This window comes from Micromonospora sp. U21 (assembly GCF_018070045.1).
In the GTDB taxonomy this organism is placed as follows: Bacteria; Actinomycetota; Actinomycetes; order Mycobacteriales; family Micromonosporaceae; genus Micromonospora.
Map to the genome: position 1 here is coordinate 24,567 of NZ_JAGPYK010000043.1, position 21,362 is coordinate 45,928.

Annotated in this window: 24 protein-coding genes; 9 read left to right on the plus strand and 15 right to left on the minus strand. The window is 70.5% G+C overall.

Translation table 11 applies throughout. From position 1 onward, the window contains the following. Nucleotides 1-81 precede the first annotated feature (81 nt). From KBX63_RS31940 to KBX63_RS31955, 4 genes are all read right to left on the minus strand, one after another. A complete protein-coding gene (locus KBX63_RS31940; RefSeq protein ID WP_210917763.1) occupies nucleotides 82-1,065 on the minus strand; it encodes a hypothetical protein in 984 nt (327 codons plus the stop codon). Between the two features lie 79 nt (nucleotides 1,066-1,144). Beyond that, the gene (locus KBX63_RS31945; RefSeq protein ID WP_210917765.1) at nucleotides 1,145-2,116 is read right to left on the minus strand and encodes a pyridoxal-phosphate dependent enzyme; all 972 of its coding nucleotides are present in this window, start codon (nucleotides 2,114-2,116) and stop codon (nucleotides 1,145-1,147) included. 121 nt (nucleotides 2,117-2,237) lie between these two features. After that, on the minus strand, nucleotides 2,238-3,113 hold the full coding sequence (locus tag KBX63_RS31950; RefSeq protein ID WP_210917767.1) for an alpha/beta fold hydrolase: 876 nt from the start codon (nucleotides 3,111-3,113) through the stop codon (nucleotides 2,238-2,240). A 171-nt stretch (nucleotides 3,114-3,284) separates the two neighbouring features. Further along, a complete protein-coding gene (locus tag KBX63_RS31955) occupies nucleotides 3,285-4,811 on the minus strand; it encodes a glycerol-3-phosphate dehydrogenase/oxidase (RefSeq protein WP_210917769.1) in 1,527 nt (508 codons plus the stop codon). A gap of 45 nt (nucleotides 4,812-4,856) precedes the next feature. On the opposite strand from KBX63_RS31955, the gene KBX63_RS31960 reads away from it, so the two are divergent. From KBX63_RS31960 to KBX63_RS31970, 3 genes are all read left to right on the plus strand, one after another. Beyond that, nucleotides 4,857-6,422, plus strand: coding sequence for an FAD-binding oxidoreductase (locus KBX63_RS31960; RefSeq protein ID WP_210917770.1), 1,566 nt, complete (start codon nucleotides 4,857-4,859; stop codon nucleotides 6,420-6,422). Then, nucleotides 6,423-7,286, plus strand: a complete 864-nt coding sequence (locus tag KBX63_RS31965; protein ID WP_210917771.1) for a diacylglycerol kinase family protein — start codon at nucleotides 6,423-6,425, stop codon at nucleotides 7,284-7,286. It begins immediately after the preceding gene. Between the two features lie 78 nt (nucleotides 7,287-7,364). Then, nucleotides 7,365-7,865 carry a GNAT family N-acetyltransferase gene (locus KBX63_RS31970; RefSeq protein ID WP_210917772.1) on the plus strand — a complete coding sequence of 167 codons (501 nt, stop codon included), beginning with the start codon at nucleotides 7,365-7,367 and terminating at the stop codon, nucleotides 7,863-7,865. On the opposite strand, the gene KBX63_RS31975 is transcribed toward KBX63_RS31970, so the two are convergent. From KBX63_RS31975 to KBX63_RS32000, 6 genes are all read right to left on the minus strand, one after another. Beyond that, on the minus strand, nucleotides 7,862-8,452 hold the full coding sequence (locus KBX63_RS31975) for a TetR/AcrR family transcriptional regulator (protein WP_210917773.1): 591 nt from the start codon (nucleotides 8,450-8,452) through the stop codon (nucleotides 7,862-7,864). The two genes, KBX63_RS31970 and KBX63_RS31975, sit on opposite strands and share 4 nt — an antisense overlap. A 74-nt stretch (nucleotides 8,453-8,526) precedes the next feature. Then, entirely contained in the window at nucleotides 8,527-9,339 is an 813-nt protein-coding gene (locus KBX63_RS31980; RefSeq protein ID WP_210917774.1) for an RNA polymerase sigma factor SigF, read from the minus strand. Between the two features lie 207 nt (nucleotides 9,340-9,546). Then, nucleotides 9,547-10,017, minus strand: a complete 471-nt coding sequence (locus KBX63_RS31985) for a DUF3618 domain-containing protein (RefSeq protein ID WP_210917776.1) — start codon at nucleotides 10,015-10,017, stop codon at nucleotides 9,547-9,549. After that, a complete protein-coding gene (locus tag KBX63_RS31990; RefSeq protein WP_210917777.1) occupies nucleotides 10,014-10,445 on the minus strand; it encodes a phage holin family protein in 432 nt (143 codons plus the stop codon). Before KBX63_RS31990 ends, KBX63_RS31985 begins: the two co-directional genes overlap by 4 nt. Nucleotides 10,446-10,538: 93 nt before the next feature. Beyond that, on the minus strand, nucleotides 10,539-10,730 hold the full coding sequence (locus KBX63_RS31995) for a hypothetical protein (protein WP_210917778.1): 192 nt from the start codon (nucleotides 10,728-10,730) through the stop codon (nucleotides 10,539-10,541). A gap of 218 nt (nucleotides 10,731-10,948) precedes the next feature. Then, nucleotides 10,949-11,992 carry an acyl-CoA desaturase gene (locus KBX63_RS32000; RefSeq protein WP_210917780.1) on the minus strand — a complete coding sequence of 348 codons (1,044 nt, stop codon included), beginning with the start codon at nucleotides 11,990-11,992 and terminating at the stop codon, nucleotides 10,949-10,951. Between the two features lie 439 nt (nucleotides 11,993-12,431). Between KBX63_RS32000 and KBX63_RS32005 the strand changes: the two genes are divergently transcribed. The 4 genes from KBX63_RS32005 (at nucleotide 12,432) to KBX63_RS32020 (ending at nucleotide 16,130) form a co-directional block, all read left to right on the plus strand. Beyond that, nucleotides 12,432-13,241, plus strand: a complete 810-nt coding sequence (locus KBX63_RS32005) for a Stf0 family sulfotransferase (RefSeq protein ID WP_210917783.1) — start codon at nucleotides 12,432-12,434, stop codon at nucleotides 13,239-13,241. 101 nt (nucleotides 13,242-13,342) lie between these two features. Then, complete coding sequence (locus KBX63_RS32010) at nucleotides 13,343-13,759, plus strand: helix-turn-helix transcriptional regulator (RefSeq protein ID WP_210917799.1); 417 nt, start codon at nucleotides 13,343-13,345, stop codon at nucleotides 13,757-13,759. Between the two features lie 59 nt (nucleotides 13,760-13,818). Continuing rightward, a complete protein-coding gene (locus KBX63_RS32015) occupies nucleotides 13,819-14,121 on the plus strand; it encodes a GNAT family N-acetyltransferase (protein WP_210917786.1) in 303 nt (100 codons plus the stop codon). Nucleotides 14,122-14,309: 188 nt separating this feature from the next. Beyond that, on the plus strand, nucleotides 14,310-16,130 hold the full coding sequence (locus KBX63_RS32020) for a long-chain fatty acid--CoA ligase (RefSeq protein ID WP_247663759.1): 1,821 nt from the start codon (nucleotides 14,310-14,312) through the stop codon (nucleotides 16,128-16,130). Nucleotides 16,131-16,224: 94 nt separating this feature from the next. Here KBX63_RS32020 and KBX63_RS32025 read toward each other — a convergent pair whose 3' ends face one another. The 4 genes from KBX63_RS32025 to KBX63_RS32040 all read right to left on the minus strand — a co-directional run bounded on the left by KBX63_RS32025 (nucleotide 16,225) and on the right by KBX63_RS32040 (nucleotide 19,150). Further along, complete coding sequence (locus tag KBX63_RS32025) at nucleotides 16,225-17,400, minus strand: zinc-dependent alcohol dehydrogenase (protein WP_210917790.1); 1,176 nt, start codon at nucleotides 17,398-17,400, stop codon at nucleotides 16,225-16,227. Between the two features lie 9 nt (nucleotides 17,401-17,409). Further along, nucleotides 17,410-18,390 carry an SRPBCC family protein gene (locus KBX63_RS32030; RefSeq protein WP_247663760.1) on the minus strand — a complete coding sequence of 327 codons (981 nt, stop codon included), beginning with the start codon at nucleotides 18,388-18,390 and terminating at the stop codon, nucleotides 17,410-17,412. A gap of 185 nt (nucleotides 18,391-18,575) precedes the next feature. Beyond that, complete coding sequence (locus KBX63_RS32035; protein ID WP_210917791.1) at nucleotides 18,576-18,995, minus strand: nitroreductase/quinone reductase family protein; 420 nt, start codon at nucleotides 18,993-18,995, stop codon at nucleotides 18,576-18,578. A gap of 32 nt (nucleotides 18,996-19,027) precedes the next feature. Then, a complete protein-coding gene (locus KBX63_RS32040; protein ID WP_074311439.1) occupies nucleotides 19,028-19,150 on the minus strand; it encodes a ribosomal protein bL36 in 123 nt (40 codons plus the stop codon). A 323-nt stretch (nucleotides 19,151-19,473) separates the two neighbouring features. Here KBX63_RS32040 and KBX63_RS32045 point away from each other — a divergent pair, with 323 nt between their 5' ends. Both KBX63_RS32045 and KBX63_RS32050 read left to right on the plus strand, forming a co-directional pair. Next, nucleotides 19,474-19,950 (plus strand): PPC domain-containing DNA-binding protein, encoded by a 477-nt coding sequence (locus KBX63_RS32045; RefSeq protein WP_210917794.1) that lies wholly within the window; start codon nucleotides 19,474-19,476, stop codon nucleotides 19,948-19,950. A gap of 113 nt (nucleotides 19,951-20,063) precedes the next feature. Continuing rightward, the gene (locus KBX63_RS32050) at nucleotides 20,064-20,318 is read left to right on the plus strand and encodes a hypothetical protein (protein WP_210917796.1); all 255 of its coding nucleotides are present in this window, start codon (nucleotides 20,064-20,066) and stop codon (nucleotides 20,316-20,318) included. Between the two features lie 80 nt (nucleotides 20,319-20,398). On the opposite strand, the gene KBX63_RS32055 is transcribed toward KBX63_RS32050, so the two are convergent. Beyond that, complete coding sequence (locus tag KBX63_RS32055) at nucleotides 20,399-21,133, minus strand: bifunctional 2-polyprenyl-6-hydroxyphenol methylase/3-demethylubiquinol 3-O-methyltransferase UbiG (protein WP_247663761.1); 735 nt, start codon at nucleotides 21,131-21,133, stop codon at nucleotides 20,399-20,401. Nucleotides 21,134-21,362 lie beyond the last annotated feature (229 nt).

Genomic DNA, 21,362 nt, shown 5'->3' on the forward strand with positions numbered 1-21,362 from the left:
ACATCGTCACGATACGAGGTCCGGGGGTGCACGGGGTCCGGAAACCGACGGTGCACGAACGGGCCAGTTACCCGCCTGCGGTCAGGTCCCCTCCAGACCGCGTCCGTCGTGGTGACCTCGCCGGTCGTCTCCGTCGCCGGGATCCATGCCTCGCGCCCCGTCATCGCCATCGCGGCGGCTGGACCCATGGCCCCAGGCCGGCGCCGCGAACACGAGCAGTGCGATCGCAAGGACCGGCATGAGCCCCAGCAGCGGTGCCGTCGCCAAGCCGGGTGAGGAAGTGTGGCCGAGCGCCACGGCAACCTCCACGTGCGAGCGGATGCCCGGCTCAAGGAACGCGGACTGCTGGCTGAACGAGTGCATCTGTTCCAGGACAACTGGGCGGAGCGGCGCCACAGCCGCCAGGTCAGCGTCGATGACGGCTGCGATCAGCACCAAGGCCCCCAGCATGCCCGGAACGCCGAACCGCCGCTGTCGGCCGGCGGCCACCACGAGCACCGTCAGCCCGGCGACAACCGCGGCGATGGTCGGCAACTGCGCGGCGAGCGCGACCAGCAGCCGGGGCAGACCGCCTCCGCCGACGGAGACGAGCAGGGCGACGGCCAGCCCTGCGACGGCGGCCCATGCGACCCAACGGAGCCACCGTGTGTCGGTCCGCGCCCGATCGGTCAACGTCACGACCGATCCGCCGCAGATCAACGCCAGGCCCAGCAATGCCGGCCAATGCTGCGTGACCTGCGCCGACAACGCCTCACCCAGCCACGCGAGATCCTCGCCGACGGACGGACGTGGAGCGCTCAGCGGCGCGTAGAACGGCGACAGGTACCTCGGCCCGTCCGAGCCCTTCGCCGACACCACGGCGTCGACGGCGAGCACGCCGACACCAGCGGCCACGGCGACGCGACCGCGCCCGGCACCGAACAGCACGATCACCGCGAGGCCGGTCAGTGCCACCCCGGTCGCCTGCCCCGCGAGGACCAACGCGCCCGACAGCGCGCCAGCCACATGCACCACCGCCGAGCCGGCAACCACCGACCAGCACACCGATCCAGCAGACAGCCGCACGGCGCACATCCAACCACGGGGCACGGTCGGCTCGTCGCCGCCGACGCCCACCAACCCGGACGACGCCGACCGGTGTTCCCTATCGTCCAGGCGAGAGGCTCTCGGCGAACGCGGGAATCTCGGGGTGCCCGAACATCCCGGGAAGCCCGCCCGTGTGGATGAAGACCGTCGTGTCGCCCGGTTCGATCTCGCCTCGCCGAATCGCCGCGATGAGTCCCGCCATCGCGCGCCCGGTGTAGGTGGGGTCGAGGATGATCCCCTCGAGCCGGGCGACGAGCGTCAGCGCCTCCTCGACCGTCGCGGTCAGGCTTGCGTAGCCCTTCCCGACCTGGTCACGGTCGATCCGCAGGTCGTCGGCGCGAACGTCCGGCGCGAGCGGAGCGACGAACCCCGCGACGCGCTGCCGGGGGTCGTCCACCGCCCCCACATCGACACCCAGCGTGCGGTCCGGGCCCAGGCTCGCGACGAGCCCGGCCATCGTGGCGCCGGAGCCGAGCGCGACCACGGCGGTACGCAGGTCGGGCACCTGGGACAGCAACTCCTCGCCACACTGTGCGTAACCGCGGGCCGCCAACGGGGTGGACCCGCCGAACGGGATGAGGGCGGGGCGTGCACCTTCGGAACGCAGCCGGTCGCACACCCGCATGGCGGCGTCTGCAAGCGCCTGCCGACCCTGCGTACCGGTGAAGACGACGTCGGCGCCGAGGAACGCATCCAGAACGAGGTTGCCGGTTCGAGCCGCCGCCGGTTCACCCGGAAACACCAGCACGGCGCGCAGACCGAGGCGCGCGGCGGCCGCGGCGGTGAGCCGGGCGTGGTTGCTCTGTGGCGCCCCCGTGGTGACCAGCGTGTCGGCGTCATTCGCGAGGGCTTCGGCGACCGTCCACTCCAACTTGCGGATCTTGTTGCCGCCGCCGCCGAGGCCGGTGAGGTCGTCCCGCTTGACGAGAAGATCATCGTGACCGAGCCCGAGCGCGGTGGCCAGGCGGGGCATCGGTTCCACCGGTGTGGGCCACGTGCCGAGCGTGAGCGGAACGATCGGTCCGGACATGCTGGTGACTCCTCAGTGTCGGCGTGGCACGGCGACGGTCGGCGCGACTCGCACCCTATGTCCCGGCCGTACGGTCGCCTCCACTCGCCGGCCGCCTCGGCGTTCGGCCTGCGGAACGGCCCTACCTCAGGAAATCCAGTAGTTGCCGTGCGGTCTCCTCGGGAGCCTCTTCCGGAATGAAGTGCCCAACCGGGACCGGCCCGCCGCGAACGTCGTCGGAGCATTGCCTCCAGATGCCGAGCGGGTCGTCATAGAGCTTCGCGACCTGACCCCGTTGACTCCAGAGAAACAGAACCGGGCACGCGATCTTGCGGTTGCCTCGGTCCGCCTCGTCCTGCTGGTAGTCCAACGTCGCGGCCGCGCGGAACTCCTCGCAGATCGCGTGGGCGGTAGCGGGATCGCTGAACTGCCTGACGTAGGCGGCTCGCACCTCGGCTGGGAACGCGTCCTTCACCTCAGGCCACGTGTCGAGCATGAAGTCCACGAGGACGGCGGGAGCCGCGTCAATGAACCGCTCGGGCACCGGCGCCGGTGCCGCCAGGAAGGACCAGACCCAGTACGAGAGGCTGAACGTCTTGTCGGCACGGTCGTACACGTCGCCGACCGGTACGACGTCCAGGACGGCGAGCCGGGTGACGACGTCTGGTTCGTCGAGCGCGAGACGGTAGGCGCACCGCGCTCCGCGATCGTGCCCGACGAGCCTGAACCGCTCATGACCCAGACTTCGCATGACCTCGATCTGGTCGCGGGCGATCGCTCGCATGCTGTACGGCTCATGGTCGGCGGCGCTGGGCGGTTTACTGCTGTCCCCCCAGCCGCGCATGTCGGTGACGACCACGGTGTGGTTCTCGGCAAGCTGCGGCGCTACGCGGTGCCACATGAGGTGCGTCTCTGGAATGCCGTGCAGGAGGAGAACCGGGGGGCCGCTTCCGCCACGGCGTCCGTGGATCGTCGCCCCCGAGGTAGGGATGTCGAACTCCTCGAATCCCTCGAACATGGCCCCGGATCCTCCGCGACTCGTGCGGACCGTGATCGCACGGTCATCTCCGGCAGCACCCGTGACGGGCGGCGTGGACCGCCGTGGGACCGGCTCCGCCCAGCTCTCCTGGGACAGGTACGACGCTAGCAGGGGAAGAGGAAATGGTCGGACTTCAGGCGGAATATCCAGTCACGCCTCGGCGGCCAGCGCGAGGACGTCTCGCGCCGTCGGCAGTGCCGCCTCGCGGTGCGCCGGGACGAGTCCGATGCGGGTGCGTCGGTCGAGCAGGTCGTCGACGGTGAGCGCGAGTTCGTGCCGGGCGGCCCAGAGAAGTTCCGCGCCGGTGACCGGGATGTCGGGGCCGATCGGCCGCCGGAGTTCGGTGGGCGCGTCGGCCAGGACGTCGACTGCCTCGGTGCCGTACCGGTTGATGAGCCGGCGTGGCGCGGGGACCCGGGCCAGCTGTGTTCTGCTCGCCGCTCCGGGCAGCGGGAGGCGACGGGTGCGGCAGGGGCCGGCAGCGAGGCGGCGCTGACGGACGGCGGTGTCGACGGCGTCCTGGGCCATCCGGCGGTAGGTGGTGAGCTTGCCGCCGATCACGCTGATGATCCCGTCGGGGTCGTCGATGACGGCGTGTCGGCGGGAGAGGTCGGCGGTTCGGGTGTCGGCGTCGGCGAGCAGCGGCCGTAGCCCGGCGTAGGCACCGAGGACGTCGGTGGGTTGCAGCGGCTGATCGAGGACGCTGTTGAGGACGTCGAGCAGGAACGCGATGTCGGCGTCGGTGGGTTGCGGTACATCGGGGACCGGTCCGCTCACCGGCTCGTCGGTCAGCCCGGCGTACACCAGGCCGTCGGTCTGGGGCAGGGCGAAGACGTAGCGGGTGAACTCGCCGGGGACCGGGATGGTGAGGCCGGCCCAGAGTCCGCCCAGACGGGCGGCGGACAGGACGATGTGGGTTCCCCGGGACGGGCGTAGGCGGACGTGCGGGGTCAGGTCGCTGGCCCACACGCCCGTGGCGTTGATGACGGCGCGGGCGGCGACGTGCATGCGTGCCCCCGTACGGGTGTCCTCGATGGTGGCGCCCTCCCGGTGCAGGCTGATCGCCCGGCAGCGGGTCAGGACGCGGGCGGAGTGCGCCGTGGCGGCGCGCGCGAGGCCGACGACGAGGCGAGCGTCGTCGCAGAGCTGGCCGTCCCAGGACAGGTGTGCTCCGCGGAGGCCGGCCGGCCGCAGGGCGGGTGCCATCGCGCCCGCTTCGGCCGAGCCGAGCCTGCGCGTTCCGGGCAGGGTCCGTCGGGAGGTTCCGGCGCAGGCACGCAGGAGGTCTCCGGCGTGCAGGCCGGCCGCCGCGGCGCCCGCCTGCCAACGGCTGGTGTACGCGGTCGCCGGCAGCAACATCGGCAACGGGCGCGTCAGGTGCGGCGCGGTGCGAGTCAGCAGCAGGTGGCGCTCGGCGGCGCTCTCGTAGGCGATGCCGACCTGGCCGTGTGCGAGATATCGCAGGCCGCCGTGGATCAGTTTGGAGCTCCAGCGGGAGGTGCCATGGGCGAGATCGTCGGCGTCGACGGCGACCACGGACAGTCCGCGGCTGGCGGCGTCGAGCGCCACTCCGGCGCCGGTGACACCCAGCCCGACGACCAGGACGTCGACGGGCGCCCCGGCGGCGAGCTCGGTGAGGTCACGTTCCCGGCGGGAGACGGTCAGCGAGGTTTTCACACGCCTCCTTGCGATGCAGTGACGTTCGGTGTCACTCTGTCACACATGAATATGGAAGGGGAAGCGTCGACCGTCGGGTGGGCCCGCTGGGGCACCACCAAGAACGCGAAGGCGCTACCGGACGCCGCTTCGACGCTGCTGGCGCAGGTGCTCGACCTGACACCCCCGCCGCCGGCCGTACCGCTGGCCGAGGTGACGGTGCCCGACTGCGAGCTGGACGACGCGGTCCTCAACGCGCTGCGACAGACCCTGGGCACCGAGCGGGTGGTCACCGCCCACGACCCCCGGGCACGGCACTCGTCGGGCATGTCGACGCCCGACCTGCTGCGCCACCGGCACGGCAAGGTGCGGGTAGCCCCGCAGGCCGTGCTCCGCCCGGCCGACCACGCCGAGGTCGTGTCCATCCTCGACATCTGCTCCCGGTACCGGGTGGCCGTGGTCCCGTTCGGCGGCGGCACCTCGGTCGTGGGCGGGCTCACGCCGTCCGCGAAGCAGCACTTCGCCGTCGACCTGAGCCGGCTGAGCAGCGTCGTCGCCATCGACCCGTTGTCGCGGACCGCCACGCTCCAGGCCGGACTACGCGCCCCACGGGCCGCGGAGCTGCTCGCCGAGCACGGGTTCACCCTCGGCCACGTCCCACAGTCCTACGAGTACGCCACCATTGGTGGATTCGCCGCCACCCGGTCATCCGGTCAGGCGTCCGCCGGCTACGGCCGCTTCGACGACATGGTCGTGGCGTTGACGGTCGCCACACCGCGGGGCACCGTCCGGGCGGGCCGCGCCCCCGCCTCGGCCGCCGGCCCCGACCTGCGACACCTCTTCCTCGGCAGCGAGGGGACACTCGGCGTCATCACCGACGTGACCGTTCGGATCCGGCCTCTACCGGCGCGGTCACACTACGAGGGCTGGCGGTTCAAGTCGTTCGCCGACGGCCTGCACGCCGTGCGGCGGCTGGCGCAGGACGGACCGCGGCCCACGGTGCTCCGCCTGTCCGACGAGGTCGAGACCATGATCGGGGCGACGGGATCCGGGCGCGCCGACGGCGGCTGCCAGCTCATCGCCGGATACGAAGGAACGGACGTCCATCCCACCGTCGAAGCGGCCGCTGATGTCCTGGCGGCGCACGGCGGGGTGCCACTGGGCGAAGAGCCGGGTCAGCAGTGGGCACGGCACCGCTTCGACGCCCCGTATCTGCGGGACGCGCTGCTCGACGCCGGGGCGTTCGCGGAGACCCTGGAAACCGCGGCGTACTGGTCGGCGCTGCCGGCGGTGCACGACCGGGTCCGGCAGGCGATCCTCGACGCGTTGCCGGACGGGGCGCTGGTGTTGGCGCACGTGTCCCATGTCTACGAGACCGGCGCGTCGCTGTACTTCACGGTGATCTGCTCTCCCGGTTCGAATCCGGTCGAGCGCTGGCGGAAGGCGAAAGCGGCGGCCAGCGACGCGATCGCCGCCGCGGGCGCCACCATCAGCCACCACCACGGTGTGGGCGCGGATCATCGGGCCTGGTACGCCGCCGAGATCGGCGACGTCGCCGTGGACCTGCTGCGGGCGGTCAAACAGCAGCTGGACCCGGCCGGCATCCTCAATCCCGGCATCCTGGTGCCGTAGGTGCGGTCCTTCGCAGTGATCCTCGGGCCCACCGCGCGCCGAGGGTTGTCCCGCCTGATGCCGGTGGCCCATCTGCTCCGCGCCGCCGGCGCCCGGATCCGGGTCGAATACACCCAGACGGTCGAGCAGGCCCGCCAGTGCGCCACGGCGGCGATGCACACCGGTGAGGTGGTCGTCGCCGCCGGGGGCGACGGCACCATCCGGCTGCTCGCCGGCGTCGTCGCCGACACCGACGGACTGCTCGGCGTCGTCCCCGCCGGACGCGGCAACGACTTCGCCCGCCAGCTCGGGTTGCCGCACTCCCCGGACGCGGTCGCGGACCTGCTGCTGCACGGAAGGCCGCGGCACCTCGACGTCCTCCGCGTCGCGGGTCGGACCATCGTCGGCAGCGTCTACGTCGGCGTCGACGCGGCGGCCAACGAGCTGGCGAACCGGTCGCGCCTGCCCGCACCGCTGGTGTATCCCACCGCCGGCCTGCGGGCGCTGCTGCGCTGGCCGCGCACCCGGTACACGATCACGGTGGACGGCCGGACGGAGCAGACGTACGCCTACACGGTGGTGGTCGCCAACTGCGGGTACTACGGCGGTGGCCTGCACGTCGCCCCGGCGGCGCAGCCCGACGACGGGACGATGGACGTCGTGGTGATCGGACACGCGCCGAAGCTGCTGTTCCCGATCGCGCTGCGACAGATGCGCACCGGCCGGCACGTGGAGCGCCGACACGTCTTCTCCTACCGCGGCACGTCGGTCACCGTGTGCGCCGACCGTCCGATGACCGTGTACGGCGACGGTGATCCCGTCGGCCGGACCGACCAGCTGCACGTCGAGGTTTGCCCGCGGGCCCTGCGCGTCATCACCGGCTAGGTGTTCCAGAGCCAACTCGAACCAGTTCCGGGCTTCGACATCGGGATCGTGTCGGTGGTGGCCGCCAGAATCGGTGGCATGAGTGCCCAGGTGCAGTTGAGGGATGTCGAGGAAGCCGATCTGGAGGTGTTCCACCAACAGGAGAACGATCCCGAGTCGGTCCGCCGGTCGAAGTTCACTCCGCGTGACCGGGAGACCTTTATGAAGCACTGGACGACGAAGGTTCTCGGCGATCCCGGTGTCTTCGTCCAGACGGTGACCATCGACGGTGCCACGGCCGGCAGCATCGTGGCCTGGTGGATCCAGGACCAACGGTTCATCGGCTACTGGCTGGACCGGCGGTACTGGGGTCGGGGTGTGGGGACCGAGGCGTTGCGGCTGTTCCTGGGCCGGGAAAAGACCCGGCCGCTCTACGCGGACCCGGTCGGCACGAACACCGGCTCCGTCCGGCTGCTGGAGAAGCTCGGCTTCCAACAGATCGACACCGTGCGCCACGGAGAAAACGAGCACGTCCTGCTCATGCTGGCGAGTCACACCAGTTCAGCGAACGGCACTCAGGATTCGCGGGACGGAGCCTAGGCCGATCGCAGGTAGCCGTCGACGAGCAGCGCCAGCTCCCGGTCGAACTCGGCGAGCGGCACGTCGTCGGCGACCGTGCGGACGGACAGCACGAAGGACTGCGTGGTCAGAAAGACCGCGCGGGCCATGACGTCGGGCTTGCCGGGCCGGATCGAGCGGTCCTCGTGACCATCGACCAGCGCCGCCGCGAGGAACCGGAGCATCTCGTCCTGCCCGTTGCCCCGCCGGTCGAGCAGGTACGGGAGCAGCACCTCCGGATCGACGTCACGGATCTTGCACAGCAGCGGGTGATCCCGTAGCTGCCCCGCCACGGCGACCACCCGCGACACCAGACGTGACCGGGCCGAGCCGCCGGTCTCGGCGTCCGCCGCGGCCATCAGCACCTGATGCCACTCCCGGCTCATCAGGTCCCCGATCAGGGACTGCACGTCCGGCCAGCGCCGGTAGACGGTCATCCGCGAGACGCTGGCGCGTCGCGCCACATCCGTCATCGTCGTGCGACGCACGCCGTACGCCAACACGCAGTCACGGGCCGCGTCGAGAACCGTGTCGTCGACGCTGCGCTCGGACTGGCTCGCCTCCACCACGTCCGACTGTCTACCACAGGGGCGAGGTGGCCCCGGCCGCGGACGCGCGCGTCACGGATGCTGCGGGCAGCGGCTCAGAAGGTGTCGACCAGCTGCGTACGCAGCTTGGCGAGCGCGCGGGCCAGCAGGCGGGACACGTGCATCTGCGAGACGCCAACCTGGTCGGCGATCTCGCTCTGCGTCTGGTTGCCGTAGAAGCGCAGGGTGAGGATCTTCTGCTCCCGCTCGTCGAGCGTGGCGAGCGCCGGCCCGAGAGCCACTCGCAGCTCGGCCAGGGCGAACTCGGCGTCCTCGTCGCCCAGCATCTCGCCCAGCTCGGTGCCGCGCTCACCGTCACCGACCGGGGTGGACAGCGACACCGCGTTGTACGCCCGCGCACCCTCCAGCCCTTCCAGCACCTGTTCCTCGGTGAGCCCGAGGTGAGCGGCGATGTCGGCGACGGTCGGCGAACGACCCAACGTCTGCAGCAGGGTGCTGTTGGCATCCGAGATCGCCAGCCGCATCTCCTGGAGCCGGCGGGGCACCCGGATGTCCCACGTGCGGTCCCGGAAGTGGCGCTTCAGTTCCCCGACGATCGTGGGGATCGCGTAACCGGCGAAGTCGACACCCCGGGAGGGGTCGAACTTGTCGACCGCCTTGATCAGTCCCAGTGCCGCGGTCTGCATCAGATCTCCGGTCGGCTCGCCGCGCCCGCTGTAGCGCCGGGCGAGATGATTGGCCAGCGGAAGCCATGCCTCGATCGCCCGGTCCCGCAGCGCGGCGCGCGACGGGTGGTCCGCCGGCAGCGCCGCCATCGCGAGAAGCAGCTTGGTGGCGGGTGAGTCGGTCGAGGCGTCGTGGTCAACGGGAGTGGTCGTTGTCGCGGGCCGGTCGGTGGTGGTGATCATGCTGGTTCCTCCGCATCGCACCGGCCGCGCTCCGCCTGTCCGGCGCCAACCGTATGAGCAGAGACTAGACCAAAGGTCAGCTGAAACCTAGCCGAACGGATGATGCGGCATTGCCATTCGCCATGAAACCACGCGCCGGCATCGGCGCATGAGAGTGGCGGAGGCGCGAGCGTTTCAGTCGTCGCAGTCCACCCGTTGCACTCTCCGTCACCTCAGGCGGCGACGTCGATAGGCCATGACCGCGAGGCTGGCCGCGGCGCCGGTGGCGACCAGGACCGGCGCGGGTTTCGCGCGTATCGAGCCGCCGATCCTGGTTGACGCGGCGCGGGCGGAGGTGACAAGGGCCGAGCCGGCCTTACCGGTGGTCTGGGTGCCTGCTGTCGCCGATCCTCGTACCGCGGTGGTGGTCTGCTGGGCTCTCCGCGTGACCGACTTGGCGCGCTGGGAGGTCTTCTGGCTCATCGTGCGCGTCATCTGGGTCGCCGTGGTCTTCGCGGACCGACTGACCTGGGTGACGCGCTGTCGGAGTTCATCCGCAGCGGTCGTGGCCTTGGTGCGAAAGCGGGTCTTGACGTCGGTCTTGGCGGCCAGGGCGGCAACGGTCTCGCCGAGTTGCGCGCGCGTCTGCTGGATTTCGCGTCGGGTCTGTTCCGAGTCGCTTCCCGCTGGCGTGCTCATGGCTGCCTCCGACTGGCCGCGTTTCGTATCGTCTCGGCGTCCGCGCGTACGCTGTCCCGAGTCGCCGTTGGCGTGGCGGGCATGGCCTGGGTTACCTGCTGCTTGCCGCGTTTCGCCACGATTGCGGCGGCCACGGCGAGGATGACGGTGACGATCAAGGCGGCCAGTGCATCCGGAATGATCGCGGCCAGTGTCAGCACGACGGTGGCGACGAGCATGCCGCCGGCGTAGAAACCGAGCATCGCGCCGCCGCCGAGCATCCCGGCGCCAGAGCCGGCTCGTTTGCCCTTCGCGGTCATCTCCGCCCGCGCCATCGTCAACTCGTCGCGGACCAGCCGGGTGATCTGTTCCGTGGCGCGCTGCACGAGCTCAGCGACTGGCGTGTCGGCAGATGCGCCGCCAGGGCTGCCGCTGGAACGCTCCGCCATGAGTGGCCTCTTTCTCTTATGCCGCGCCGAACGGCCAGATGCCCCGACGAGGACCTGGGTGGCCACGTCCGCCTAGAGCAGTGGGTTGTCGGTTCAGCCCTGCTGGGCCGCTGGCGTGCTCACGGATTTCTGCGAGGGGCTGTCGTATCGTCCGCCCAGTGGCGGGGCCGACTGGCCCAGTTGGGCACCGGCCTCGTCGGTCGGGGTGTCGGCCTCCTGCCAGCGGCGCCGCAACGTCAGCATGCCGGCCGCCCCGGTCAACGCCCCTGCGGCGAAAGCGAGCATCAGGGCCGATCGCCTGGTCGAGGGTCTCCTGCTTGCCATAACTACTCCCGGAAATCATCCTGCCTGATTAATACTTATTGTCCGACTGCGCCGTCGAATCGGCCCGTCGAATCGGCCCTTTTGTATAGCTTGGGCGGGTGAATCACGGGCGCGGACGTACCGATGACCACCCTCGGCGCCGCGAGGACAGCCGACCTCCGAGATGGCGCAATGGCGCCTTAGCGCACCGCGGCGTCGGTTCGAGGATCGGGGCTTCCCACCTCCCGCAGGTGGCGCAGCCCTTCCGCCCAGGAGCGGCCCAGACTGGTTTCGTGGTAGTCGACGTCGTGCTTGGCGCAGAACCGCTGGATCAGTGGCCGGGCGCGACGCAGATTGGGGCACGGCATGTTCGGGAACAGGTGATGTTCGATCTGGTAGTTCAAACCGCCGAACACGGTGTCGAGGAACCTCCCGCCCCGGACGTTGCGGGAGGTGACGACCTGCCGCCGCAGGTAGTCGAGGTTGTCCTCGGCGCCAAGGATCGGCATGCCCTTGTGGTTGGGGGCGAAGGAACAGCCGAGGTAGAGGCCCAGCACGCCCTGGTTGACGAGGATGAACACGACCGCCTGCGCGGGACTCAGGACCAGGAACACCGCGGCGAGGTAGCCGCCCAGATGCAGGGCCAGCAGCCCCGCCTCGGCGGGCCGACGCGCCAGGCGGCGCGGGCCGAGGACAGCCCGCAGGCTGATGGCGTGCAGGTGCAGGCCCTCCAGCAGAAGTAGTGGAAAGAAGAGGTACGCCTGGTGACGGACGAACAGTGCGCCGAGGCCGCGCCGCCGCCGGACCTGGTCGGCGGTGAATGACAGGGGCGCCACGGTGATATCGGGATCCTTGCCTTCGGTGTTCGGGTGGGCGTGGTGCCGGTTGTGTTTGTCCACCCACCAGCCGTAACTGATCCCGGTCAGGAGGTTGCCGTGCACGATGCCGATCAGGTCGTTCGCCCGGCGCGAGCGACCGATCTGCCGGTGCCCGGCATCGTGACCGATGAACCCGGCCTGCGCGATCACCACCGCGAGGGCCACCGCCACGCCGAGCTGCCACCAGGACTCACCGAGTCGCCCGAACAGCGCCCACAGCCCCGCGAAAGAACCGACGACGAGACTGATGCGTACGGTGTAGTAGCCGCGCCGCCGCTCGAGCAGACCCGCTTCGCGGACCTGCCGGGACAGGTCGGCGTAGTCACTGCCCCGCTGGCGGTCAACGCCGAAACTGATGTCGCTCACGATGACGGCTCCCACTGGCCCCTGTCCGCCGGATGTCTCAGCGGCGTCGGCTCGATCGGCCGGTCAGGCGGGCCATGAGCTGTTGAAGCTTCTGTTGCGTGCTGGGCTTGGCCGCTTGGCGGCGACCCCGCTGCATCAGGTCACGCCCCCGTGGGCTGTTCAGCAGGCCCTTGATCCGTTGGCTCATCGACCCCGACGTCACGGCGCACTCCCCTCTGGCCGGCCCCCGCCGACTGGCTTCCTACTGCCAGTTTCACCTGACCAGCCTGCCGGTCGGACGGGATTGGGCAGATCGCGCCGGAGCGGGACCGGGACGAGGCGGGCGAAGGAACCCGGACGGTGCAGCCCACGGCCGAAGACCCCGCGGGCGGAGGCCATGTCGCTTCCCACCGCTCCAGCATCCTGGTCAGGACAACAGCGGTTACGTCATGCTGTGCCGATGACCGTCGGAGATCGAGTGGACTCCTATTTCATCTGCGCTACCCCGCGCACCGGCAGTTCGCTGCTACTGGGGTTACTGGAGTCCACGGGCGTCGCCGGCCACCCGCAGGCGTACTTCCGCGCTCCGGACGAGCCGTTGTGGGCTGAGCGATGGCTGCTTCCCCGCACCGCTGACGGTGGGTTCGACCACGCGGCCTACGTACGTGCGGCACGTGACGCCGGCCGCACCGCCAACGGCGTGTTCGGGGCGAAGCTGATGTGGGGCACGCTCGACGAGCTGGTCGACAAGCTCGGCGGGGTCCACCCCGACCTCGCCGGCCAGGATGTCGCGTTGCTGGAGCGGGCATTCGGTCATACCCGGTTCGTGTATCTGCGGCGTGACGACGTGCTGGCACAGGCGGTGTCCTGGCTGCGGGCCGAGCAGACCCAGGTCTGGTACGTCGGTGGTAACGGCGAGATCAGCGGCGGCCGCAACGGGCAGGAGCCGGACTTCGACACGGACGGGATCGACGGCCTCATTCAGACGATCGAAGAGCACAACGCCGGATGGCAGGCGTGGTTCTCCGCGGCCGGTGTGCGCCCCCACGTCGTCCGCTACGAGGATCTCGATGAGGACATGGTTGCCGCCACGCGTGGGATCCTGGATTTCCTCGGCCTGGACATGCCGGACGTTCGCGCTGTCGTGCCCCGACACCAGCGGCAGGCCGACGACGTCAACCGCGAGTGGATCCAGCGATACCGGGCCGAGTCGCCGAACGCGACGGGTCAATCCGGTGCTCAACGCCCCCAGCGCCGACAGTTGCTGTGACCGTGGGTGATCGTGCGATGCCGAGCCGCAGCGCCGGACAGCGGCGGTCGGCGATCGAGGTTAGCCTGAGCGTCGACCACGGGGGAAGCGACGGCCAGGACATGGGTGAGACGCCGGCAACCGCGCAGGCAGCGTTCGCGCGGTTCGTCCGCGAGGCGGTCGAGGCCGCCCGCGACGAGCGCGGTTGGTCGGTCGCAGAAGTGGCGGCTCGCAGTGGCGTCAGCCGCTCCACCGTCTTTCGGTGGCTGTCGGGTGACTGGCAGCACCACCCGGAGCTCCCCAAGGTGCGCGCCTTCTGCGCGGTCCTGGCCGTACCTCTCGGCGTGGCGCTGCGCGCCCTCACCCCGCCGCCAGTGGACATACCGCAGCCCTCGCCGCCCCTGACGGATCCGGGTGTGGAGGCGCACATCGCGGCCATCCGTGATCGACTCGCCGACCCTCGCACCTCTGCCGTCGACAAGCAGCACATCCGCGCCACCCTGCAACTGCTCGCCCTCGCTGAGTCCCGCGCCAGCTGACCGCTCACGACGTCGGACGGCGGGGGCAGCCCAGCTGACCAGCGTGGTTGGATGGGCCGGTGCAGTTCACCGTGACAGACGCGCCGACGCGGGAGCGATTCGAGGCGCGCGACGAGGCGGGCGTGGTCGCCGGAGTGGTCACCTACCAGCTGACCGGCAGCATCATCGTCTACACCCACACCGAGGTCGATCCGGAGTTCGAGGGCAAGGGCGTCGGGTCGACCCTGGCTCGTGCGGTGATGGACGACGCGCGGGCCAGAGGCCGGACCGTCGTTCCGCTCTGCCCGTTCCTCAGCGAATGGCTGGTCAAGCACCCCCAGTACGAGGACATCGTGGCCCGATCAACTCGCAAGGTCAAATAGCGGTTCGTCAGCCTGAGCTGTCGACCAGGCCGGGCGGCAGGCCCGGCCGGGGCGTCGGCACCTCACAGGCGGGACTGTTTCCCCGTTCACCGTCATGGTGACCGCCGGTGCCGTCATCATGACCGCGTAGCCGCTTCGGTTGCCAGGCGGGCGTCGGTGGTGGAGGGGGTGCGGCGAACGTGCGGGAGATGTCGGTGGCGCCGGTGGTCACGGGGGCCGCCTCGCCGGGCCTGGCGGACATGGTGTGGGACAACGCGCGTCAGGATCCGGACGGGGTGCAGTTCCTGCGTCCGGTCCCGGTCTCCCCGGCCTGGCCGGCGGGACCATCGGCACGCGGGGCCGTACCCGTGACGTGCGCGCAGTTCCGCGGTGACGTGCTTGCTCTCGCCCGCGGCTTCATCGACGCCGGGATCGGGCACGGGGACCGGGTGGGGTTGATGAGCCGCACCCGCTACGAGTGGACGCTCGTCGACTATGCGCTGTGGTCGATCGGGGCCGTCACCGTACCGATCTACGACACGTCCAGCCCGGAGCAGTTGGAATGGATTCTCGCGGACTCCGGCGCGGTGGGGTGTGTGATCGAGGCCGACAAGCACGCCGCGATGCTCGCCGACGTGCGCGATGGCCTGCCCGCGGTGCGTCAGGTGTGGCGGATCGACGCCGGGGACCTGATCGCGCTGGCCGGTCAGGGTCGGGCCGTCGACGACGCCCAGGTGGACGTGCGCCGCACGGCGGTCACCGGCAGCGACATGGCGACGATCGTCTACACCAGCGGCACGACCGGCCGACCGAAGGGCTGCGTGCTGACGCACCGCAACATCTACTGCGACATCACCAACGCCACGGCGGTACTGCCGGAGCTGTTGCACTCGGGAGCGTCGACGGTGCTGTTCCTGCCGTTGGCGCACGCGTTCGCCCGCCTGATCCAGGTCGGCATGGTGCTGACCCGCGCCACCCTGGTGCACAGCTCCGACATGTCCGGCGTACTGAAGCAACTACAGCAGCACCGCCCCACCTTCATCCTCGCCGTGCCGAGGGTGTTCGAGAAGATGCACACCCAGACACGGCAGAAAGCCGCTGACGCACATCAGGGGTGGCTGTTCAGCATCGCGGACTCCGTCGCGGTCCGCTACAGCCACGCCATGGACACGCCACAGGGCCCAGGAGGACTGCTGCGGCTGGCGCGCAAGGTGTTCGACGTGATCGTCTATCGGAAACTGCGGGCCGCGCTGGGCGGACGCTGTCACACCGCGATCGTCGGTGGCGCCCCGCTCGGGGAGCGGCTCGGTCATTTCTTCCGCGGCGCGGGCCTGACCGCGCTCGAAGGGTACGGGTTGACCGAGACGTCACCGGCGTTGACGCTGAACCTGCCGTCCGCGATGCGGATCGGCACGGTCGGTCGTCCGATACCCGGCGTGGAGATCCGCATCGCCGACGACGCGGAGGTCATCGCTCGCGGCGAGATGGTGTTCGCCGGCTACTGGAACAACCCCGACGCCACCCTGGCCACGTTCACGGCGGACGGGTGGCTGCGCACCGGGGACCAGGGCAGCCTCGACGACGACGGCTTCCTGCGCATCACCGGCCGTACGAAAGAGATCATCGTGACGGCGGCGGGAACGAACCTCGCCCCCGCCCCGGTCGAGGAACGCATCCGCGCCCATCCCCTGGTCAGCCAGTGCGTCCTGGTCGGCGACGACCGGCCGTACGTCACCGCGCTGATCACCATCGACCCGCAGGAGTGGGGGAGGTGGACGGCCAGCCACGGCCATCCCCGCGGGTCGATAGCGGACCTACGAGAGAGCCCCGAGCTGCGCAAGGAGATCCAGGGAGCCGTCGATGAGGTCAACGAGACGGTGTCCCGGGCCGAAAGGGTCAAGATTTTCCGCATCCTGCCCCGGGACCTCACCGAGGCCGACGGTGAGCTCACCCCCACCCTCAAGATCAAGCGCGAGGTGGTCGAGTCACACTTCGCCGTCGACGTCGACGCCCTCTACCGCGGCCACTGACCCCGCCAGTCGCACGGAACGCCGGGGCGGCGGCCCGTCAGCTCGGGCCGCCGCCCCGGCGCCCTCCCTCGTTCCGGCGCAGGTGTCCCCGGCGCTACGGCTTGAGCACCACCTTCAGGCACTCGTCCTGCTTGTTCTTGAAGATGTCGAACCCGTGCGGGGCGTCGTCCAGCGGCATCGTGTGGGTGATGATGAAGCTCGGGTCGATCTCGCCCTTGCGGATCCGTTCCAGCAGCGGCCGCATGTAGCGTTGCACGTGCGCCTGCCCGGACCGCATGGTCAGCGACCGGTTCATGAACGAGCCCATCGGGAACTTGTCGATGAAACCGCCATAGGCGCCGATCACGGAGATCGTGCCACCGTTGCGGCAGCTCAGAACCGCCTCCCGCAGCGCGTGCGGCCGGTCGGTCTCCGTCTTCGTCGCCTGCTTGGCCCTGTCGTACGCGTGCAACGCGGGCGACGCGTGGTGCCCCTCCATGCCGACCGCGTCGATGCAGGCGTCCGGCCCACGACCGGCCGTCATCTCCCGTAGGGCGTCCAGGACGTCGGTCTGCTCGTAGTTGATCGTCTCCACGCCGGTGTTCTCCCGGGCGATTCGCAGCCGGTAGGGGAACCGGTCGATGACGATGACCCGTTCCGCGCCGAGCATCAGGGCGCTGGCGGCGGCGAACTGGCCGACCGGCCCGGCACCCCAGATCGCGATGGTGTCGCCGCGCTTGATGTCACACATCTCGGCGGCCATGTAGCCGGTGGGCAGCACGTCGGACAGGAACAGCACCTGCTCGTCCGCCAGGTCGTCCTCGATCTTGATGGTCCCGACGTCGGCGTAGGGCACCCGGGCGTACTGAGCCTGGCCGCCCGCGTAGCCGCCGAGCAGGTGCGAGTAGCCGAAGATGCCCGCGGGCGAGTGGCCCATCACCTTCTCCGCTATCGCCGCGTTGGGGTTGGAGTTCTCGCAGATCGAATAGAGCCCGTCCGCGCAGGAAGCGCAGTTGCCGCAGGCGATCGGGAAGGCCACCACCACCCGGTCGCCGATGCTCAGACCGTCCCGTACGCCCGGTCCCAGCTCCACGACCTCGCCCATGAATTCGTGACCGAGCACGTCCCCCTTCGTCATGGCCGGGATGTACCCGTGGAGAAGATGCAGGTCCGAGCCGCAGATCGCCGACGAGGTGATGCGCACGATGGCGTCGCGTGGGTTGAGGATCTGCGGGTCGGGGACGTTCTTGACCGCCACGTTGTTGGGTGCGATCCAGCAGTTCGCTCTCATCGCTTCCCCCTACCTGCCGGACCCGCGCGTCGCCAGCGGCTGCGCCGGGCGCTGCTTCAGCTGTTGCTGCCTGTTGCTGCCGTCCGGGCTGCCGTCGGAGCGGGTGATCTCGCCGGTCTCGATCACCTGCTTGAACCTGCGCAGGTCGTCGCAGACCTGCTGCTGCGGGTTCTCGCCGAACACCTTGGCGATCCGCGCGCCGAACATGCCCCCGGGCACCCGGTAGCCAAGCTCCACCCGTACCTCGGTGCCGCGCCCCCCGGTCGCCGGGACGAAGCGCACCGAGCCGGAGTTGGGCACCCGCGCACCGTCGACAGAGCGCCACGTGATCAGCTCGCCCGGGCGGTCGTCGACGATCTCCGCGTCCCAGGTGACCTTCCGGCCGGCCGGCGCCTTCGCCGTCCAGCGCGACCGCCGGTCACCCGTGGTCCGCACCGACTGGAGGTGGGACATGAAGCGCGGCAGGTTCTCGAAGTCGTGCCAGAACCGGTAGGCGTCCGCGGCGCTGCGGTTGATGGTCACCGACCCGTACACCCGGTTGGCGTCCCGCCCCCGCCGTCCACGGGTGGCCCGCACCGCGGTGTACAGATCCACGGCGGTGATTCCGGCCAACGCCCAGGTCGTGTACGTCAAGCGCATCCGCCGTTCGCCACACCGACCCTTCATCGCCTGCCCGGCGGCGGCGAGGTCCAGCATGTCACCGGCGACCCGGGTCCACGCCCCCCACCCCGCACGCCGGGGGATCAACAGCGCGGCGGCATGGCCCAGCTCGCGGACCCCCGCCGCCGTCAACACCTGCCGCGCGGTGGGCGAGTCGTCGACCCCGGTCACCCGGCTCACCTGCTCCCGGCGCGCGAGGACGGTCACTCCCAGACTGAGACTGAGCCAGCCCAGGAACCGGGCCAGCCCCTCCGATCCGCGGTCCTGCCCGGCCCGCTCGATCCCCAGGCTGTCGGTCACCGACCGGACACCCATGGTGGTTCTTCCCATGATCACCCCTCGTGAGTTCCTCGTTGTCGGCCGCGCCGTACCGGACGGCCGTCGCCCGACGTCGAGCCGTTGAGGGGATCGGCCCGCACGCCTCCAGCAGATCAGGCGGACGCGGTCCGCGCCGGCCGACCGGGAAGATGAGGGTCGAAGAGAACGGACGGGACCGCGCCCACGCCCGGCGAGAATCAGGGTGGATCCAGATCGATGCGTACCGTCAGCGGGCTCGCGTTCACCGCCTTCGAGGTGCCCAGGCAGAGCCGGCGCATGAGATCGCTCCCCGCGAGGATCCGCTGGCGCTCGCGGGGGTCATCGTCCTCGACTAGCCGCGCGGTCCCGGCCCGCCAGCGTGCCCGCGGCCCGCTGCCCACCTTGACCCGGACGCGGGGCTCGGCCTCGACGTTCCGCACCCAGTCGGCACGGCGCCCCCGCTGCGAGACCAGCCAGAAGACGTCACCGTCCAGGCCGTCACAGACCGGTGTGTACCGCCGCCGTCCCGTACGCGATCCAGTCGTCTCCAACAGGGCATCGCCGGGGATCGGGAGCTTCCAGGCCCACGCGAGCCGGACGATCGGATTGATCAGGCGCTGCTGGAGCGCGTCAGGCATCCCGGCCAGCCAGGACACGTCAGGACCCGCTCTCAGCCCTGGCGGGCCTTCTGACGCCGGTCGGACTTATTGATCACGAATGTCCGGCCCCGGCGGCGTACCACGATCGAGTTCATCTTGTTCTTCAACCCGCGCAGTGAGTTCCTGACCTTCATCGCAGTAACCCTCTCCTCGTCGTATCCGGGTTCCGACCGGCGATCCGGCACCCCCATGGCGATCCACGCGAGATGCGACACTCGCCCCTTCACGGCCTCGTGCGTCACAGTCGCTCCGCCACGGCCCCGCTCGCGTACCCGACGGGTCGTCGCTCATTCGTCGCGTCGATGCCGGCCCCGGCCGGCATCAGCGGGCCCGGCGCGGCCCATGCGCGCGCCGCCATCGGGTATCGCAGGTGGCGCGACACTGGCACACGGCCGGGCCGTCCGGAGCCGTACGCGTCGAACCGGTGCCGCCCGTCATCCGGCAGGGAGGCACGACCATGAGGAAGACCGAGCTGACCGACGGTGGCCGACGCGTCGTGGTGGTCGCCGTGGACAAGGGTGAGGACGCCGTGGCGGCCATCCACGAGGCGGCAGCCGAGTGCGACATCCGCGGTGCGCGTCTCACCGCTGTCGGCGGGTTCCACTCGGCAGAGGTGGGCTACTTCGACCGCGAGAGGCGTGACTACGTCCGCATCCCCGTGGACGAGCAGGTCGAGGTCCTGTCGCTGCTGGGCGACATCGCCGACGACCGCGGCAAGGTCGCCGTGCACGCGCACACGGTCCTTGGCCGCCGGGACGGGACGACAGTCGGCGGGCACCTCATGCGGGGTGAGGTCTGGCCGACCCTCGAGGTCATCATCACCGAAGTCGGCGCCAATCTCACCAAGCAGGTCGATCCGGAGACCGGCCTCGCCCTGCTCCCGGCAACCACCAACCGGACACCATCCACTGCGCAGGATCGCACCGCTCGATGACGGTCCGACGACCCGCCCGGTTGGCGTCCCGGCTCCGGCCGCATGCCTCACAGCGCCGCGGGTAGATCGGAGCGCACCGGCACGAGGCGAGGCGGACGATGGCGGGATCGTGGTTGCTCGATGCACGTGGCCGACACCTCGGCCCCGGAGCCCTGGACCAGATCACCACCGTCCACGGGGTCCTGCACGAGATCGGCGCGGGTTCGGTTCGCGAGCTGCTGGTGCTCAACAAGATCGACGTGGCGCCACCGGAATCGGTGCTGGCGTTGCAGCGCGTCCATCCGGACGCGGTGGCGGTCTCGGCGGTGACCGGCGCCGGCATCAACGACCTGCGGGCCGCGCTGGCCGCCCGGCTGGCGCGTCGTTGATTTGCCTCAGACACGTCGACGGCTGCCAGCGCCAGTGTTCAGGGTCGACGGCTGCCAGCGCCGGTGTTCAGGAAGGCGGCTCATGCCGGTCGCCGGTAGACCGACACGTGGTCACGGCTGCCGTCGGTGAAGGGCCGGCCCGTCCAGTCCTCCCACCGGTGTTCCCGGGCCATCCCCGCCAGCTGCGCCATCAGGTCGAGTTCGGCAGGCCAGGCGTAGCGGTGATTGGCGGGAAGCAGGTCGACCCCCGCCCCGGTGAGCCGGACCTTGGTGGTGGTCATCCGCTGCTCTGCCGGGTGCAGCAGGGCCGCCTCGAGCATGACCGCGTCCTGCGCGACCCGGACCGGCCGCAGTGCCGCGCCGGCCCGGAACGCGGCCAGGTCCGGCACCCATGCCTCGACGACGAAGCGACCACCGGGACGCAGGTGCGCGGCGGCGTTGCGGAAGCACGCGACCTGCGCGGCCTGGTCCGGCAGCGCGAAGATCGTGTTGAACGCGAGCAGCACCAGAGCGAATTCGCCCGGCACCCGGGTATCGGCAAAGTCGCCGATGGCCACCTCGATCCGTTCCCCACCCGGCTTCTCCCGTAGTCGAGCAGCCATCACCGGGGACCCTTCCACAGCCGCGACGGTCAGCCCGCGTTCCTGCAGGGGCAGTGCCAGCCGGCCGGTGCCCACCCCGAACTCGCAGACCGGACCGCCGTCCGCGAGCTCCACGAGCCGCTCGACCGCCGACGTCGGATCCAGGTGCGCGAAGGCATCGTCGTAGACGTTGGCCGCTATGTGCCGGCCGTACTCGCTCGCGTCGAACGGCAACGGTGCCTCCCGGGCATGGTGGGGCCCGCAGGCCGACGGGCGCCGACACCAGATGCCCACGTTCGGCCCAATCAACCCGAAACGCCGCACATCGGGCACCCCCTGCCGCCGACGCCCAGGCCGCCGGCCGCCCCCTGCCGCCGCCGCCCCTGCCGCCTGACGCCCCCTGCCGCCGATCTAGGGCATATCGTGTCCCACGGAGATCAACTAGCGCTGATATGCCCTAGAT